Origin of the sequence: Streptomyces sp. TLI_146 (assembly GCF_002846415.1) — a bacterium.
In the GTDB taxonomy this organism is placed as follows: domain Bacteria; phylum Actinomycetota; class Actinomycetes; order Streptomycetales; family Streptomycetaceae; genus Streptomyces.
Window position 1 is genome coordinate 3,737,832 of record NZ_PJMX01000001.1, and the last position, 13,835, is coordinate 3,751,666.

The following is a 13,835-nucleotide window of genomic DNA, read 5'->3' on the forward strand; positions in this document are numbered from 1 at the left end:
CGCCTACCGGAACACCGACGGCGGCGGTACGGGCGACGGCTTGGCGGTCGCGTCCGTCACCGGGGTCGCCCCGCCCGTGAAGTCGGCCAGCGCACGGCCGTGTTCGACGCGCCCGGGGTGCGGGTCGCCCGCGATGCGGCGGGTGAACTCGGCCACCGGCAGCGGCACGTCCGAGGCGAGCAGGACCGCGTTGCCGAACCGCTTGCCGCGCAGCACGGTCGGGTCGGCGGCGAGCGCCAGCTCGGGGAAGAGCGCGGCGGCGGTGGCTATCTGGGCGCGCAGATGCGCCAGCGGCGGCCCGTCGGCGAGGTTGGCCGCGTACATCCCGCCGGGCCGCAGCACCCGGCGCACCTCGCCCAGGAACTCGGTGCTGGTCAGATGCGCGGGGGTGCGGGCGCCGCTGAAGACGTCGGCGACGACCAGGTCGGCCCAGCCGTCCGGGATCTTGGCGAGCCCTTCGCGGGCGTCCAGGGCGCGCACCCGTATCCGGGCCTGCGGATCGAGCGGCAGCTCGCGGCGGACCAGGCCCACCAGCGCCGCGTCGACCTCGACGACCTGCTGGGTGGAGCGGGGGCGGGTGGCGGCCGTGTAGCGGGCGAGGGTGAGGGCGCCGCCGCCCAGGTGCAGCACCTGGAGGGGGCGGCCCGGCTCGCCGGCGAGGTCGATGACGTGGCCCAGGCGCCGCTGGTACTCGAAGGTGAGCCGCTCCGGCGCGTCCAGGTCGACGTGGGACTGGGGTGCGCCGTCGAGCAGCAGGGTCCAGCCGCGCGGCCGGTCCCGGTCCGGTATCAGCTCGGCGAGGCCGCCGTCGACCGCCTCCACGAGGGCCTGCGGGGCGGCCGGACGACCGCGCCGCCCGCCCGGCGCGGCCTTCGGCCCGCCCTTCGCCCCGTTCTTCGTACCGCTTCGTGCCGCCATCCGACCATTATCGGCCGCCGGCCTCGGTGATGCCGTCCGCGGCCTCGATCAGCCGGGCCGCCTCGCCGAGCGCGACGCGCAGCACGGCGGGGTCGGTGACCGCCGCCGCGTCCGGCGGCAGCAGCCAGCCGCCGCCGGAGACCGGTGGCTCGGCGGGCAGCCCCGGGATGCGCAGGCCCCGCCCGCTGGTCTCGGTGCAGGCGCTGCCCGGCACGTCCCAGGCGGCGGCGGTGCCGGGCGGCACCAGGAAGCCCAGGGTGTCGCAGGCGCCGTCGTGCACGACCGGGCCGACGGCGGCCGGGGCGACGGCGCGGCGCAGGATGTCCACCGCCTCCAGGCCCTGGCGCGCGGGCACGGTGACGAGGTCGCAGGGCTCCTCGCCGCCCGGCGGTCCGCTGACGTCCTGGGTGGGCCGGTGCCGCGCGGTCGTCGTGGTCGTCCCGGTGCCATTGATGTCCATGCCGGCCTCCAACAAGGCAACCCCCACGTGGTTTTTGCGGGTTGGCGGTATCCGCATGGTTCAACGCGGGTCCGTGTCAACGGCTACGGCGGTACGCCGCCGCAAAGGATGGCAGTTCATAGCAGATCGCGGGTGAGATATCCCTTTTGTAGCCAAACTCCGGTTGTCGGAGCCGATGTTGCCGGTACGTTCTTCCTCCGCACCACCCCGCCAAAGAGAGCTGCTGAGCCATGGCGACGTCTACGGATCCCCGTGCCGGAGCGACCTCCGCCGCACGGGCCCCCGAACGGGGTCCCGCCAAGGGCCCCAACACCGCCTTCCGGGAGCTGCGGGGGCAGCGCTCGCCGGGTGAGTTCGCGGCGGCGGTACGCAGGGCGGCGCGCGAGATCGGCGAGCAGGTGGCCTGCGACGCGCGGTACGTCGGACGCGTGGAGGCCGGTGAGATCCGCTGCCCCAACTACGCGTACGAGCGCGTCTTCCGACACATGTTCCCGGGTTTGACGATGGCGGAGATGGGGTTCTCGGCCCGTGAGGCGGTACGGGGCCGGGGGGCGCGTGCGGGGTGTGGTGCGACCCCGTCGTACGCAACGCACCCGGAACAAGACGACGGCACCATCGACCACGAAGTAGAACGTAACGACGAGGAGAGCGACGTGCTGCGTCGCGCATTCATGACCGGCGGCTCCGCCACCCTGGCGGCCGTCTCCCTGGGACTGCTCCCCGAGCACGCGGCGGCCGCGCCCCAGGACTGCGTACCGCAGCCGGTACGGCGGGTCGGCGAGGCCGAGGTGGGCGCGGTCGAGGAGGCGGTGCGGCGGATCCGGCTGCTCGACGACCGCCACGGCGCGAACGGGCTCTACCGCAGAGCGGCCCAGCCGCTGCGCACCGCATACGCGCTGCTCGACGCGGGCACCGCGCGCCGCTCCACGGCCGAGCGGCTGCACGCGGGCGCAGGCGAGCTCGCCATCTCGGTGGGCTGGCTCGCCCATGACTCGGGCCATTACGAGGAGGCCCGCTCGCACTACGCGGAGGCGCTCGCGACCGCCCGGCTCGCGGGCGATCCGGCCCTTGAGGCGCATGCTTTCTGCAATATGTCGTTCCTGGCCAGGGACGCGGGGCGGCCGCGCGAGGCGCTGCGGGCCGCGCAGGCGGGCGCGCGCGCCGCACGCCGGCTCGGCTCGCCCCGGCTGCTCGCGCTGCTGAGCCTGCGGGAGGCGGGCGGCTGGGCCGGGCTCGGGGACCGGGGGGCGTGCGAGCAGTCGCTCGCCCGGGCGCACGCGCTGTTCGCGCGCGGGCCGGCCGAGCGGGACCCGGAGTGGATGACGTTCTTCGTGGAGGCGGAGCTGGAGATGCTGGAGGCGCAGTGCTGGTCGGCGCTGGGCGACTGGCCCCGCGCGGCCCGCCACGCCCGCCGCGCGGCCTGCCTCCAGGACCCGCACTTCGCCCGCAACCTGGCCCTGTACCGCGCGGAACTCGCCGACGACCTGGCCCGCGCGGGCGCCCCCACAGAGTCGGCGGCGGCGGGCCACCAGGTCCTGGACCTCCTCCCCGAGGTCCAGTCCACCCGGATCCAGGCGATGCTGGCCGACACGGCCCGCATCCTGGCGCCCCATGCGACGTGCCCGGAGGTGGCGGCGTTCCTGGACAGGAGGGCGACGCTGTAGCGCCCCGGAGAGGCGCGGGGCGAAGCCCCGCCGGAGGGGGCTCACACCTCCAAGTGGCCCGTATCGTTCCACCGCTCGACAGCCGGAGCCCCGTACGCCCAGCCAAGGACCGACAGCGACGTCGGATCGAGCTTGATCCGGGCCGCGAAGCCGATCGGCTCGCCGAGCCAGCGCGCCGCGATCGACCGCAGGATGTGCCCGTGCGCGAAGACCAGCACGTCCCGCGAGGCGGACCGCGCCCACTCCACGACCTCGTCCGCCCGCGCCGACACCTGCGCCAGCGTCTCGCCGCCCTCGACCCCGTCGCGCCAGATGAACCAGTCGGGCCGGCCCGCCTTGATCTCGGGCGGGGTGAGCCCCTCGTACGCCCCGTAGTCGAACTCCATCAGCGCGTCCCAGTCCGTCGCCCGCTCGCCGAACCCGGCCAGGTCGCACGTCTCACGCGCGCGTACCAGCGGGCTCGTTCGGACCTCGACGTCCGCCAGGCCGTCCCAGGGCGCCCGGTGCAGCCGCTCGCCGAGCAGCTTCGCGCCACGGCGGCCCTCTTCGAGCAGCGGGATGTCGGTACGGCCGGTGTGCTTGCCCAGGAGCGACCACTCGGTCTGCCCGTGCCGGGCGAGCAGGATGCGCGGTTCGGCGGCTGGCATGTCAGGTCACTCCCTGGTGCGCGTGCAGGACGCCGGAGTTCGGCGGAGGTTCACCTCCATCATCGCGCACCCTTCCGGCGCTCCTTCGCGTCCTTCGGGGGTGGGTGCGCATGCGCGCCCACGACCCCCGTACGGTTGAACACCTGAACGGGGCCCGACGGGGCCCTGAAGAAGAGATGGAGAGGGTCCGGAGATGCAGCACCCCGCGCCTCGGCCCCGCTGGTGGACCGAGCTGCCGCTCATCGCCATCGTCTATGCCGCCTATTCGGCGGGCCGCCTCCTGGTGAGCGGCAGCGAGTCGCAGGCAGTGGATCACGGCCTGGCGATCCTGCGCATGGAGAAGTACCTGCACATCAACGCCGAGCACCCGCTCAACCGGCTCTTCACCCGCACCCCGTCGCTCGGCATACCCGCCGACTTCGCCTACGCGTCGCTGCACTACCTGGTGACGCCCGCGATCCTGGTGTGGCTGTTCCGCCGCCGCCCGGTGCAGTACCGCGCCGCCCGCACCTGGCTGATGCTCTCCACCCTGCTGGGCCTGGTGGGCTTCTCGCTGCTGCCGACCTGCCCGCCGCGCCTGCTCGACGCCTCGCACGGGTTCGTCGACACGATGGCGCAGTACAGCTCGTACGGCTGGTGGGGCGGCGACGCCAGCGCGCCGCGCGGAATGGGCGGCATGACCAACCAGTACGCGGCGATGCCGAGCCTGCACGTGGGCTGGGCGCTGTGGTGCGGCGTGATGCTGTGGCGGTTCGGCGGCAGCCGGCTGACCCGGGTGCTGGGCGTCCTGTACCCGCTGACCATCACGTTCGTGGTGATGGGCACCGCCAACCACTATCTGCTCGACGCGGTCGCCGGGGCGGCCGTGATGGGGCTCGGCCTGCTGCTCTCGCGGCCCGCGATGCGGCTCGCGGACGCGGTGCGCGCCCGTGTCGCACCCGGCTCGTTCGGCGCACGGGCCCCGATTGTCAGTGCCGGATGCAAGACTTCCACGGGTGAGCGAATCCCAGGGCAGCGCACGTCCGACGACTCCACCGCGGGAGCGGACGACAGCCATCCGTCAGCGGCTCGCTGAGCTGCGCGGACCCACCGCCGTGCCACGCCCGCTGGACGCCCGGGCGCTGGCGGCCCTCGCCGCCAACCCGGGCTGCCGCCGACGCGCGCTGCTCGACGGGGCGGGCGTCGACAAGGGCGCGCTCGCCGAGGCGCTGGGCTCCCCGTCGGCGGCGTTCGGCCAGTCCCAGTTCGCCATCGCGCGCGGCAACACGTTCGAGTCCCGCGTGAAGTCCGACGGCGGTACGGAACTGCTGCGGCTGCTGCACGAGCACACCGGCGGCGAGGCCCCGAAGGACGCGGCCGTGCCCGACCTGGCCGCCGCCGGTCCCGAGGGCCGGGCCGCGAGGACCGCGCTCGCCCTGCGGGAGGCGACGGCGTCGGGCGGCTGGACGCTCCTGGACCACCCGATGCTGGCCCTGGAGGTGGCGGGCTCCCCCGCCTATCTGGAGCCGGACGCGGTGGTGGTCGCCCCCGACGGCCGCTGGACGGTCGTCGAGATCAAGTCCTTCCCGATGATCGACGCGGCGGCCGACCCGTCGAAGGTCGGCGCGGCGGCCCGCCAGGCGGCGGTGTACGTACTGGCGCTCGAACGGGTGGCGGGGCTACTGGGCGGCACCCCCGGCCCCGCCGACCGCGTGGCGCACTCCGTGCTGCTCGTCTGCCCCAAGGACTTCTCCAACCTGCCGACCGCCTCACTCGTCGACGTCCGCAAGCAGTTGTCGGTGACCCGGCGCCAGCTGGCCCGGCTCACCCGGATCGAGGAGATCGCCGACGCCCTGGCGCCCGGGGCCAGCTTCGCCCTCGACCGGCCCGCCCCCGAGCTGACCGAGACGGTCGAGTCGGTCCCGGCGACGTACGCGCCGGAGTGCCTGGCCGCCTGTGAGCTGGCCTTCCACTGCCGTGACCGGGCCCGCGCGGTGGACGCGGTGACGGCCCTGGGCCGGGGCCTGCGGGCCGAGCTGGGCGGGCTGACGAGCGTCGGCGCGGTCCTGGACGCCGCGCGCGGCCGGGCGGGCGACCCGTCGGACCCGGCGGTGGCGGCGCTGCGCAGGGCGGCCGCCCTGCGGGCCGAGGCGCTGGCAGGCGCGGCCGCGGGAGGCGCCGTATGTCGCTGATCGCCACCCTGGCCCGCCTTGAGGCCGTCGAGGCCGGGCGGGCCGTGCCGCTGGCCACCGTCCGCCACCGGCACCTGTCCGAGCGCCCGCTCGTCCTCGTACCGCTGACCACCTCCGGAGAGGCCGGGGCCCCGCTCGGAGCGCTGGTGGGGACCGACCGCGAGGCGCCCCGCCTGCTCGTCGTGCCGCAGCCGCGCGACCGCGAGCTGCGGTTCGCCTTCCTCGCCGAGCTGGCCGACGCGGTCCTGCCGCATCTGGACGCGTACGCGGACGAGGTGGAGGCCGCCGAGCGCAACGAGACCGACCCGGAGACCGGCAAGAAGGTCAAGGTCGAGGTCGAGCTGTGCGCCGACGCGCCGCAGATCGTGGTGCCGGGCCGGGCCGCGATCGACTTCGTCCGGCTGCTCGGCCGCTCCATGCGCTTTCGCCGGACCGCCGAGCAGGACCCGGACACCCCGCACCCCGCGCCCCCGCGCGTCCCGCTGCTCGGCCGCTGGCTGACGCACTACGGGGAGCGCGCCCGCGTCCCCGGCTCCGCGCTGCTGCTCGCCGCCACCGACCTGCTGGGCCGGCACTGGGCGACCGGCCAGTCCAGCCTGGAGGACCAGCACCTGGGGGCGCTGCTCGCCTGGATCGACCCGCCCGAGGGGGCGAGCGGCGCCGAGGCGGCCCTTAGGGCCGAGCTCGCCCGGGACCGGGACGGCCAGCTGCTGTGCCCGCCCGCGGGCCCCGCCACCGACCCGGCCTTCGACAACAAGCTGCTCGCCCCGGCCATCGACCGCTACGACCGCGCCCGCCAGGCGCTGTACGCGGCGCAGGACGGCGAGGCGGCCGACGCGCGGCTGGGCGAGCTGACCCGGGCCGAGCAGGAGATCCGCCGACTGGTCGGGGACCAGCTGCGGCCCACCTGGGAGGCGGTGTGGCAGGCCCTGGACCTGCTGCGGGAGCTGCCCGCGGCGCCGCGTACGGCGGACCGCTGGACCCGCGACCGCTGGTCGTTCACCGCCCACCGCGACCGGGTGCGGGCCGGTGAGCCCCCGCAGCCGCGTCGCGACGACGCGGTGACGGCGGCGGCCAAGCTCGCCTCGCGCGAGACCGCGCAGGCCCAGCTGGAGGCGCAGGAGGCGCTGGACGACCCGCTGGTGATGGCGGGGCGGCGGCTGGCCGGGGAGGCGTTCGCGGGCGAGGTCGTCGACGTGGTGCTGGCCTGGTCGGAGTCGAAGCGGCCGAGCCCGCGCCCGCTGGTCACCGTCCGCACCGACGACACGCCGCACCTGGCCGAGCGGGCGAAGGTGTTCCGCTCGCTGGACGGCAAGCCGCAGTCCGCCGAGTTCGTGGGATACGAGGCGGACGGCGCCCTGGTCCTGCGGCTGCTCGACAAGATGGGCCGGAGCAAGGACCCGGCGCCCGGTTCGGTGCCGGAGAAGGGCGACCGGGTGTGCTGGACGCTCTTCGAGCACGACCAGCGCGGCGGGCCCAAGCTGCCCGACCCGGAGGCAACCCCGTGGACCCACGGCGGCCCGCCGGGCGCCGACGCGGAACACCCCGACCCCCTCACCCCGGAGGACCTGCTGTGACCGTCACCGAGCGCGGCTTCGACCCGGGTGCGGCGGCGGCCGAGGCCACCGGGCGGATCCTGCGCGACACCCTGCACGGGCAGGCCCGGGGCGTCGTCGTGGACTCGCCGCCCGGCGCCGGCAAGTCGACGCTGGTGGTGCGCGCGGCGCTCGAACTGGCCGCCGCGGGGCGCCCGTTGATGGTGGTGGCGCAGACCAACGCCCAGGTCGACGACCTCGTCGTACGGCTCGCCGAGAAGGAGCCCGACCTGCCGGTGGGCCGCCTCCACAGCAGCGACGCCGACCCGTACGACAAGGCCCTGGACGACCTCCCGAACGTACGGAAGTCGTCGAAGGCCGGTGATCTGGCGGGTCTGGACGTGGTGCTCTCGACGGCCGCGAAGTGGGCGCACGTCAAGGACGTCGAGCCGTGGGCGCACGCGATCGTGGACGAGGCGTACCAGATGCGTTCGGACGCGCTGCTCGCCGTGGCCGGGCTGTTCGAGCGGGCGCTGTTCGTGGGCGACCCGGGCCAGCTGGACCCCTTCGCGATCGCGGACTCCGGGCAGTGGGCGGGGCTCTCCTACGACCCGTCGGCGAGCGCGGTGACGACGCTGCTCGCCCACAACCCCGAGCTGCCGCAGCACCGGCTGCCGGTCTCCTGGCGGCTGCCCGCGTCGGCGGCGCCGCTGGTCTCGGACGCGTTCTACCCGTACACACCGTTCCGCAGCGGTACGGACCACGGCGACCGGCGGCTCTCCTTCGGCGTCCCGTCCGACGGCTCGGCGCCGGACCGGGCGCTCGACGAGGCGGCGGAGTCGGGCTGGGCCCTGCTGGAGCTGCCCGCCCGGCACACCCCGCGCACCGACCCCGAGGCGGTACGGGCGGTGGCCCGGGTCGTCCGCAGGCTCCTGGACCGGGGCGGCGCGGCGACCAGCGAGCGCTCCCCCGATCCGGTACCGCTGACCGCCGCCCGGATAGCGGTCGGCACGGCCCACCGCGACCAGGCGGCAGCCGTGCGGGCGGCGCTCGCGGAGCTGGGGGTGACGGGGGTCGCGGTGGACACGGCGAACCGGCTCCAGGGCCGTGAGTTCGACGTGACGGTGGTCCTGCACCCGCTGTCGGGCCGCCCGGACGCGACGGCGTTCCACCTGGAGACGGGCCGCCTGTGCGTCCTGGCCTCCCGGCACCGGCACGCCTGCATCGTGGTGTGCCGCGCGGGCGTCGCGGACCTGCTCGACGAACACCCCTCGACGGAGCCGGTCCAGCTGGGCGTGACGGTGAAGTTCCCGGACGGCTGGGAGGCGAACCACGCGGTGCTGACGCATCTGGGGGAGCACCGGGTGGCGTGGCGGCCGTAGGGGGCGCAGTGGGGGCGCGCGCGGGGTGGGCGAGGCCCACTTGCGGGGAGCGCGACAATGGAGGGTGGCCCGGGGCGAACTCCGGGCCGTTGAACTGCGGCAGGAGGAGACCCCGATGGCGGAGCCCGAGCGGAAAGAGCAGCGGCTGAGGCCGGCGCCGTTGCTGTTCGAGCCGGCCGAGGCCGCCGCCGACCCGGAGCACTTCTTCGACCTGGAGTCGATCGAGGACCCCCGGGAGCTGCTGTCGCGCTCGACGGAGCTGGCGCTGGCGTTCCGCGCGGCGGCGGACCGGGCGGTGGAGTTCCAGGCGATCGCGGCGGCCCAGCTGGCCGACCCGCGCCGCTTCGACCGCCTCACGGCGGCGGACATCGCGGGGCGGGCGCAGTGGACCGAGGACTACGCGAAGAAGATGGTGGAGTTCGGGCGGGACCTGGCCCGGGGGGCGGAGCGGCAGTAGGTGCCCGGTCTTTGTCTGCGGGCCGGTGGGGGTTGCTCACGCCCCTGAACCCTCGTTCGTCTGCGGGTGGGTGGCTGGTCGCGCAGTTCCCCGCGCCCCTTATCGAGGCCGTCGTTCGTCTGCGGGCCGTGCCCGCTTCTCGCGCAGTTCCCCGCGCCCCTGAAAGCCTCTGGCTGAGCTTGGTTCTCCGGCTGCGGCCGGCCCCCTAGGGGCGCGGGGAACTGCGCGAGCAACCCACCACCCACCCGCAGACAAAGACCGGGCACATATGCCGGTGGCGCAAGATACACCACCCCGCCCCACCCCGTCCCGGTTTCCGGTAATCCCGTAGGGCGCCCGCACCCGGGGCCGTAGATCTAGTGCGTATGAGCATCATGCAGCGCGACGAGGCCCTGCTCCCCCTCGACGGCCTCGGCGTCGTGACCCCCGACGGCGCCGCCTGGCTGGCCTCGGCCGCCCCGTATCCGCGCAGCACACTCGCGCTGTGGGAGGACCGGCCCGGCGCCCCCGCCGTCCTCCCCTGCGGGTCGGCCTTCGACGTGGTCAACGTGCCCGCCGTCTTCGGGCGCCGGATGCTCGACCTGCTGTGGGGCGAGGGGTCCGGCTCCGGCCCCGTCGCCCTGCACCGGGGCCGGATGCTGCTCTTCGCCGCCCCCGGCACCGCCCACCGGCTGCCCGCCCTGCTCGACTGGGAGGAGTGGGCCGAGGTGCCGCCGCCGCTCTGCCACGGCACCGGCGACGCGGTCACCGTGCCGGGCCTCGCGCGCCCCGAGCACCCCGGCGCCGCCCGCTGGCTGGTCGCCCCGGACACCCGGCACCCCTGGCTCCCGGGCCCCGACGTACTGCTCTGGGCCTGCGTCCGCGCCGCCCGGGACACCACCCCGGCCGACCGGCGCTTATCGATTTTTCCTCCCGCCGATCAGGGTGCTAAGGTCTACGACGTCAGCAGGCGCCGCTAGCTCAGTTGGTTAGAGCAGCTGACTCTTAATCAGCGGGTCCGGGGTTCGAGTCCCTGGCGGCGCACAGACGGAAAAGGCCCCTCGCGCAAGCGGGGGGCCTTTTCGTGTCCTGCGACGAACAGCGCGAGCACCACGGGCACCACCCACCCCACACCTACGGCGTGACCCGCACCGTCCACCCCCCCGACCGCGTCCGCCCCGTCGCCTCGATCCGGATCCCGTCCCCCGGCACGGTGAACGTCTCGCCCACGTTCAGCGGCGCGTCCGCCAGCGCCGGGTAGACCGAGTGCTCCCAGCACGCCCCCGACTCCGGATGCGTGTCCAGGACCTCCACGGGGCCGGTCCCCGACGCCGACTCGCTGCGGACGCGGTAGACCAGCAGGCCCGCCGAACAGGTCGTACGGTCGTTGCCCGCCGGGTCCCGCGCCTCGATCGCGACCGCGCTGTCCTCCGAGGTCCGCACGACCGCGAGCCGGACCCCGCCCGGGCCCACCCGTTCGGGCGACTCCGAGAGCGGCGCCAGGGTCAGCCGGGTGGAGCCGCGCGTCGCCACGCACGCCACCTGGCGCCGGTCCAGCCACCCCAGCTTCCACTTCTGCCAGCCGAACAGGTCCGGCGCCATCCCGAACTGGCTGCCCATCACGTCCCAGTCGCCGACGTACGTGTCCCAGTCGCCCTTGCCGTCCATCGGGCGGTGGTAGAGATCCGGCAGGTCGAAGACGTGCCCGGTCTCGTGGGCCAGCACATTGCGGTCCGGCGGGTGCTGCTCGAAGACCGTGACGACCCGCTTCAGATCCGTCCCGTCGACCCGCAGCGGCTGGTCGAAGTTGACGACCTTGGTGGCGTCCGAGTCGACGCCCGGCGCGTACGGGTCCGCGACCAGGTAGACGATGTCGTACGCGGAGAAGTCGACCGTGGGGTCGGCGGCCGTGATGGCGTCGCGCAGGTACTCGGTGCGCCGGTCGGCGTCCCAGTCGCGCTCTATCCGGTACGCGGTGGACGGCTTCGGCATCTTCACCCAGTCCGGCTGCGGATGCGCCTCCAGCCGGAACTTGCCGTACGAGGCACGGGCGAAGAAGTCGCTGGTCGCGGGGAAGTAGTCGGCGGCCAGGTCCTTGGGGGCGGCGACCGGCGCCGAGTCCGGGAAGGAGAGGAAGACCATCACCGCGTTGAGCGTGCGCACCGGGCGCGGATAGGCGGTGTTCCAGCTGTCCACTCCCAGCGAGTGGTGGGCGGCGGTACGGGGCAGGGCGCAGGGGATCGCGGATCGGGCGGCCACGGCGGGGCCCGCCACGAGGGTGGTGGCGGCGACCGCCGTCAGGGAGGTGAGCGCGGCGGCGGCACTGCGCAGCCGGGCACGCTCCACTCCCCCGGGTGTCAGCTGACGCTCCACGTCGACCTCCGGGTACGGAATGCGGGACACCTCACCCACCTTGTGGTGGTTTGTGTGACTACGCCCTGTTCCGCTGCCCCAGGTGGGTGAGGAGCCCGACACCAGCCCGACACCCCGACGCCTTACAGAAAGTCACAATCGGTCACACGGGGATCGCCGCTGGCCAGGCGCGTGCAGAAACGATCGGCCTCGGCCCTCCGGTGCGCATGATCACGGTCGTGGAGCTGGATCGGCCGTTGCGCCTGCCTCTATGATCGGCACACTTTCCTGCGTGGATTCAGCCCTGGGCGGCTGTCGTCCACCCGTCCGACGGCCCCGACCACATCTCTGTACGACTCGAATGCACAGCGGGAGCGAGCGGTGAGCGGAACCCCCGAAGGACCGGGAGCAGCCCCCGGGACCATGCGGCCGCCGGTCACAGAGCGTCATCCAAAGGGGCCCGAACGGCCCGTCGGCCTGCCGCCCGAACGTCACGCGGCCGGGCGCACCACGGCCGAGCCGCGCGACTACCGCGCGGCCTTCGAGGCGGCCCATCTGGCGATGGCCGTCGTCGACCGGGACGGCACGGTGACCGCCGTCAACACCGCGCTGGCCGAGCTGCTCGGCTCCGAGCCCGCCGCGCTGTGCGGCCAGGCCGCCGCCGACCTCGTCGACCTCGCCGCCGACGCCCGCACCTGGCACATCTACCAGGAGGTGCTGGGCGGCAGCCGCTCCCGGTTCCGCTGCACCCGGCGCCTCAAGCACCCCGACGGGCACTCCCTGTGGGCCGAGGTCACCGTCTCACCGGTGCGCGACAGCACCGGCGCGCTGCTCTCGATCACCGACATCAGCGACCGCCGCGAGCTCCAGGCGCGGCTGCGCCACCTCCAGATGCACGACCCGGTGACCCGGCTGCCCAACCGCACCCTGTTCTTCGAGCGGCTCGCCGGCGCCATGGAGGCCTCCACGTACGGGCGCGGCGGCACCGGCCGGATCGGGATCTGCTACCTCGACCTCGACGGCTTCAAGGCCGTCAACGACACCCTGGGCCACCGCATCGGCGACCGGCTCCTGTCGGCGGTCGCGGCCCGCCTCACGCACTGTGCCGACCAGTGCGGCTACGCCCGCAGCGGCGGGCATCTGGTGGCGCGCCTGGGCGGCGACGAGTTCGCGGTCCTGGTCGAGGACTCGACGGGCACCGAGCAGCTGGCGGACCTGGCGCAGTCCGTACTGGCCGTGCTCCAGCAGCCGTTCGACCTGGCCGGGCAGCGGCTGTCGGTCTCCGCGTCCATCGGCGTGGTGGAGCGGGCGGTCGCCGGGACGACGGCGACGGGCCTGATGCAGGACGCCGACACCACCCTGTACTGGGCCAAGGCCGACGGAAAGGCCCGCTGGACCCTCTTCGACCCGGAGCGCAACGCGCACCGGATGACCCGTCAGGCGCTCTCCTCGACGTTGCGGCCGGCCGTGGACCGGGGCGAGTTCGGGCTGGAGTACCAGCCGCTGGTGGACATGGCGGACGGCGTCGTGGAGGGCGTCGAGGCGCTTGTCCGATGGAACCATCCGCAGTTCGGCACACTTGCGCCGAATCGGTTCATCGGAATTGCGGAAGAGGACGGCTCGATCGTCCAGCTCGGCCGCTGGGTGCTGCGGACCGCCTGCCAACAGGCGCGCCGCTGGCAGATCGAGCACCCCGGAGTGCCGCCGATCTTCGTCAGCGTGAACGTGGCCGTGCGCCAGGTCTGGGACTCCGACCTGGTCGCGGACGTGGCGGAGATCCTGGCCGAGACGGGCCTGGCGCCGCACCTGCTGCAACTGGAGCTCACGGAGTCCGCCGTGATGGGCTCGGCGGGCCGCCCCCTCCAGGCCCTCCAGGCCCTGTCCGACATGGGCGTACGGATCGCGATCGACGACTTCGGCACGGGGTACTCCAACCTCGCGTACCTCTCCCGCCTCCCGGTCTCCGTCCTCAAGCTCGACGGCTCCTTCGTCCGCGGCTTCCAGTACGACGAGGGCGGCACGCACCCCAACCCCGCCGACGAGACGATCGTCGAGGCGATGGTCCAGCTGGCGCACCGCCTCGGCCTGAAGGTGACGGCGGAGTGCGTCGAGACGTCCCACCAGGCGGGGCGCCTGCGGCGGATCGGCTGCGACACGGGACAGGGCTGGCTGTACTCACGGGCGGTGCACCCGGAGTTGATCGGGGCGATGCTGGGCGACCCGGGGTTCGTCCGCGGCTGAGCGGCGGGCCCCGGGCCGGGGCAGAGGAA

Annotated in this window: 12 protein-coding genes and 1 tRNA gene; 9 read left to right on the forward strand and 4 right to left on the reverse strand. The window is 74.5% G+C overall.

All coding sequences use genetic code 11. The features are described 5' to 3' along the window. Positions 1 to 3 precede the first annotated feature (3 nt). A complete protein-coding gene (locus BX283_RS16875; protein ID WP_180357175.1) occupies positions 4 to 918 on the reverse strand; it encodes a spermidine synthase in 915 nt (304 codons plus the stop codon). A 7-nt stretch (positions 919 to 925) separates the two neighbouring features. Continuing rightward, positions 926 to 1,378: a hypothetical protein gene (locus BX283_RS16880; RefSeq protein ID WP_257582969.1), complete on the reverse strand. Its 453-nt coding sequence runs from the start codon at positions 1,376 to 1,378 to the stop codon at positions 926 to 928. 230 nt (positions 1,379 to 1,608) lie between these two features. Here BX283_RS16880 and BX283_RS16885 point away from each other — a divergent pair, with 230 nt between their 5' ends. After that, on the forward strand, positions 1,609 to 3,042 hold the full coding sequence (locus BX283_RS16885) for a hypothetical protein (protein ID WP_257582971.1): 1,434 nt from the start codon (positions 1,609 to 1,611) through the stop codon (positions 3,040 to 3,042). Between the two features lie 41 nt (positions 3,043 to 3,083). Here BX283_RS16885 and BX283_RS16890 read toward each other — a convergent pair whose 3' ends face one another. Beyond that, a complete protein-coding gene (locus BX283_RS16890; RefSeq protein WP_101388422.1) occupies positions 3,084 to 3,689 on the reverse strand; it encodes a histidine phosphatase family protein in 606 nt (201 codons plus the stop codon). A gap of 193 nt (positions 3,690 to 3,882) precedes the next feature. On the opposite strand from BX283_RS16890, the gene BX283_RS16895 reads away from it, so the two are divergent. From BX283_RS16895 to BX283_RS16925, 7 genes are all read left to right on the forward strand, one after another. After that, positions 3,883 to 4,764, forward strand: a complete 882-nt coding sequence (locus tag BX283_RS16895; protein WP_101388423.1) for a phosphatase PAP2 family protein — start codon at positions 3,883 to 3,885, stop codon at positions 4,762 to 4,764. Continuing rightward, positions 4,655 to 5,860: a hypothetical protein gene (locus BX283_RS16900; RefSeq protein ID WP_373979179.1), complete on the forward strand. Its 1,206-nt coding sequence runs from the start codon at positions 4,655 to 4,657 to the stop codon at positions 5,858 to 5,860. Before BX283_RS16895 ends, BX283_RS16900 begins: the two co-directional genes overlap by 110 nt. After that, positions 5,851 to 7,437 (forward strand): hypothetical protein, encoded by a 1,587-nt coding sequence (locus BX283_RS16905; protein WP_101388425.1) that lies wholly within the window; start codon positions 5,851 to 5,853, stop codon positions 7,435 to 7,437. The genes BX283_RS16900 and BX283_RS16905 overlap by 10 nt, the downstream gene beginning before the upstream one ends. Next, positions 7,434 to 8,777 carry an AAA domain-containing protein gene (locus BX283_RS16910; RefSeq protein ID WP_101388426.1) on the forward strand — a complete coding sequence of 448 codons (1,344 nt, stop codon included), beginning with the start codon at positions 7,434 to 7,436 and terminating at the stop codon, positions 8,775 to 8,777. Before BX283_RS16905 ends, BX283_RS16910 begins: the two co-directional genes overlap by 4 nt. A 115-nt stretch (positions 8,778 to 8,892) precedes the next feature. Next, entirely contained in the window at positions 8,893 to 9,234 is a 342-nt protein-coding gene (locus BX283_RS16915; protein ID WP_101388427.1) for a hypothetical protein, read from the forward strand. Positions 9,235 to 9,599: 365 nt separating this feature from the next. Further along, positions 9,600 to 10,193, forward strand: a complete 594-nt coding sequence (locus BX283_RS16920) for a bifunctional DNA primase/polymerase (RefSeq protein ID WP_180357176.1) — start codon at positions 9,600 to 9,602, stop codon at positions 10,191 to 10,193. Further along, positions 10,184 to 10,257: transfer RNA gene (locus tag BX283_RS16925), tRNA-Lys, on the forward strand. Before BX283_RS16920 ends, BX283_RS16925 begins: the two co-directional genes overlap by 10 nt. A gap of 90 nt (positions 10,258 to 10,347) precedes the next feature. Here the strand turns inward: BX283_RS16925 and BX283_RS16930 are convergent. Then, positions 10,348 to 11,616, reverse strand: a complete 1,269-nt coding sequence (locus BX283_RS16930) for a M6 family metalloprotease domain-containing protein (protein ID WP_257582973.1) — start codon at positions 11,614 to 11,616, stop codon at positions 10,348 to 10,350. A 330-nt stretch (positions 11,617 to 11,946) separates the two neighbouring features. On the opposite strand from BX283_RS16930, the gene BX283_RS16935 reads away from it, so the two are divergent. After that, positions 11,947 to 13,806, forward strand: a complete 1,860-nt coding sequence (locus BX283_RS16935; protein ID WP_373979180.1) for a putative bifunctional diguanylate cyclase/phosphodiesterase — start codon at positions 11,947 to 11,949, stop codon at positions 13,804 to 13,806. Positions 13,807 to 13,835: the final 29 nt, after the last annotated feature.

Coding starts and splice junctions, on each gene's coding strand:
- BX283_RS16880 (WP_257582969.1), bottom strand. CDS start 1,378: ATGGACATCAATGGCACCGGGACGACCACGACGACCGCGCGGCACCGG.
- BX283_RS16875 (WP_180357175.1), bottom strand. CDS start 918: ATGGCGGCACGAAGCGGTACGAAGAACGGGGCGAAGGGCGGGCCGAAG.
- BX283_RS16885 (WP_257582971.1), top strand. CDS start 1,609: ATGGCGACGTCTACGGATCCCCGTGCCGGAGCGACCTCCGCCGCACGG.
- BX283_RS16905 (WP_101388425.1), top strand. CDS start 5,851: ATGTCGCTGATCGCCACCCTGGCCCGCCTTGAGGCCGTCGAGGCCGGG.
- BX283_RS16895 (WP_101388423.1), top strand. CDS start 3,883: ATGCAGCACCCCGCGCCTCGGCCCCGCTGGTGGACCGAGCTGCCGCTC.
- BX283_RS16915 (WP_101388427.1), top strand. CDS start 8,893: ATGGCGGAGCCCGAGCGGAAAGAGCAGCGGCTGAGGCCGGCGCCGTTG.
- BX283_RS16890 (WP_101388422.1), bottom strand. CDS start 3,689: ATGCCAGCCGCCGAACCGCGCATCCTGCTCGCCCGGCACGGGCAGACC.
- BX283_RS16920 (WP_180357176.1), top strand. CDS start 9,600: ATGAGCATCATGCAGCGCGACGAGGCCCTGCTCCCCCTCGACGGCCTC.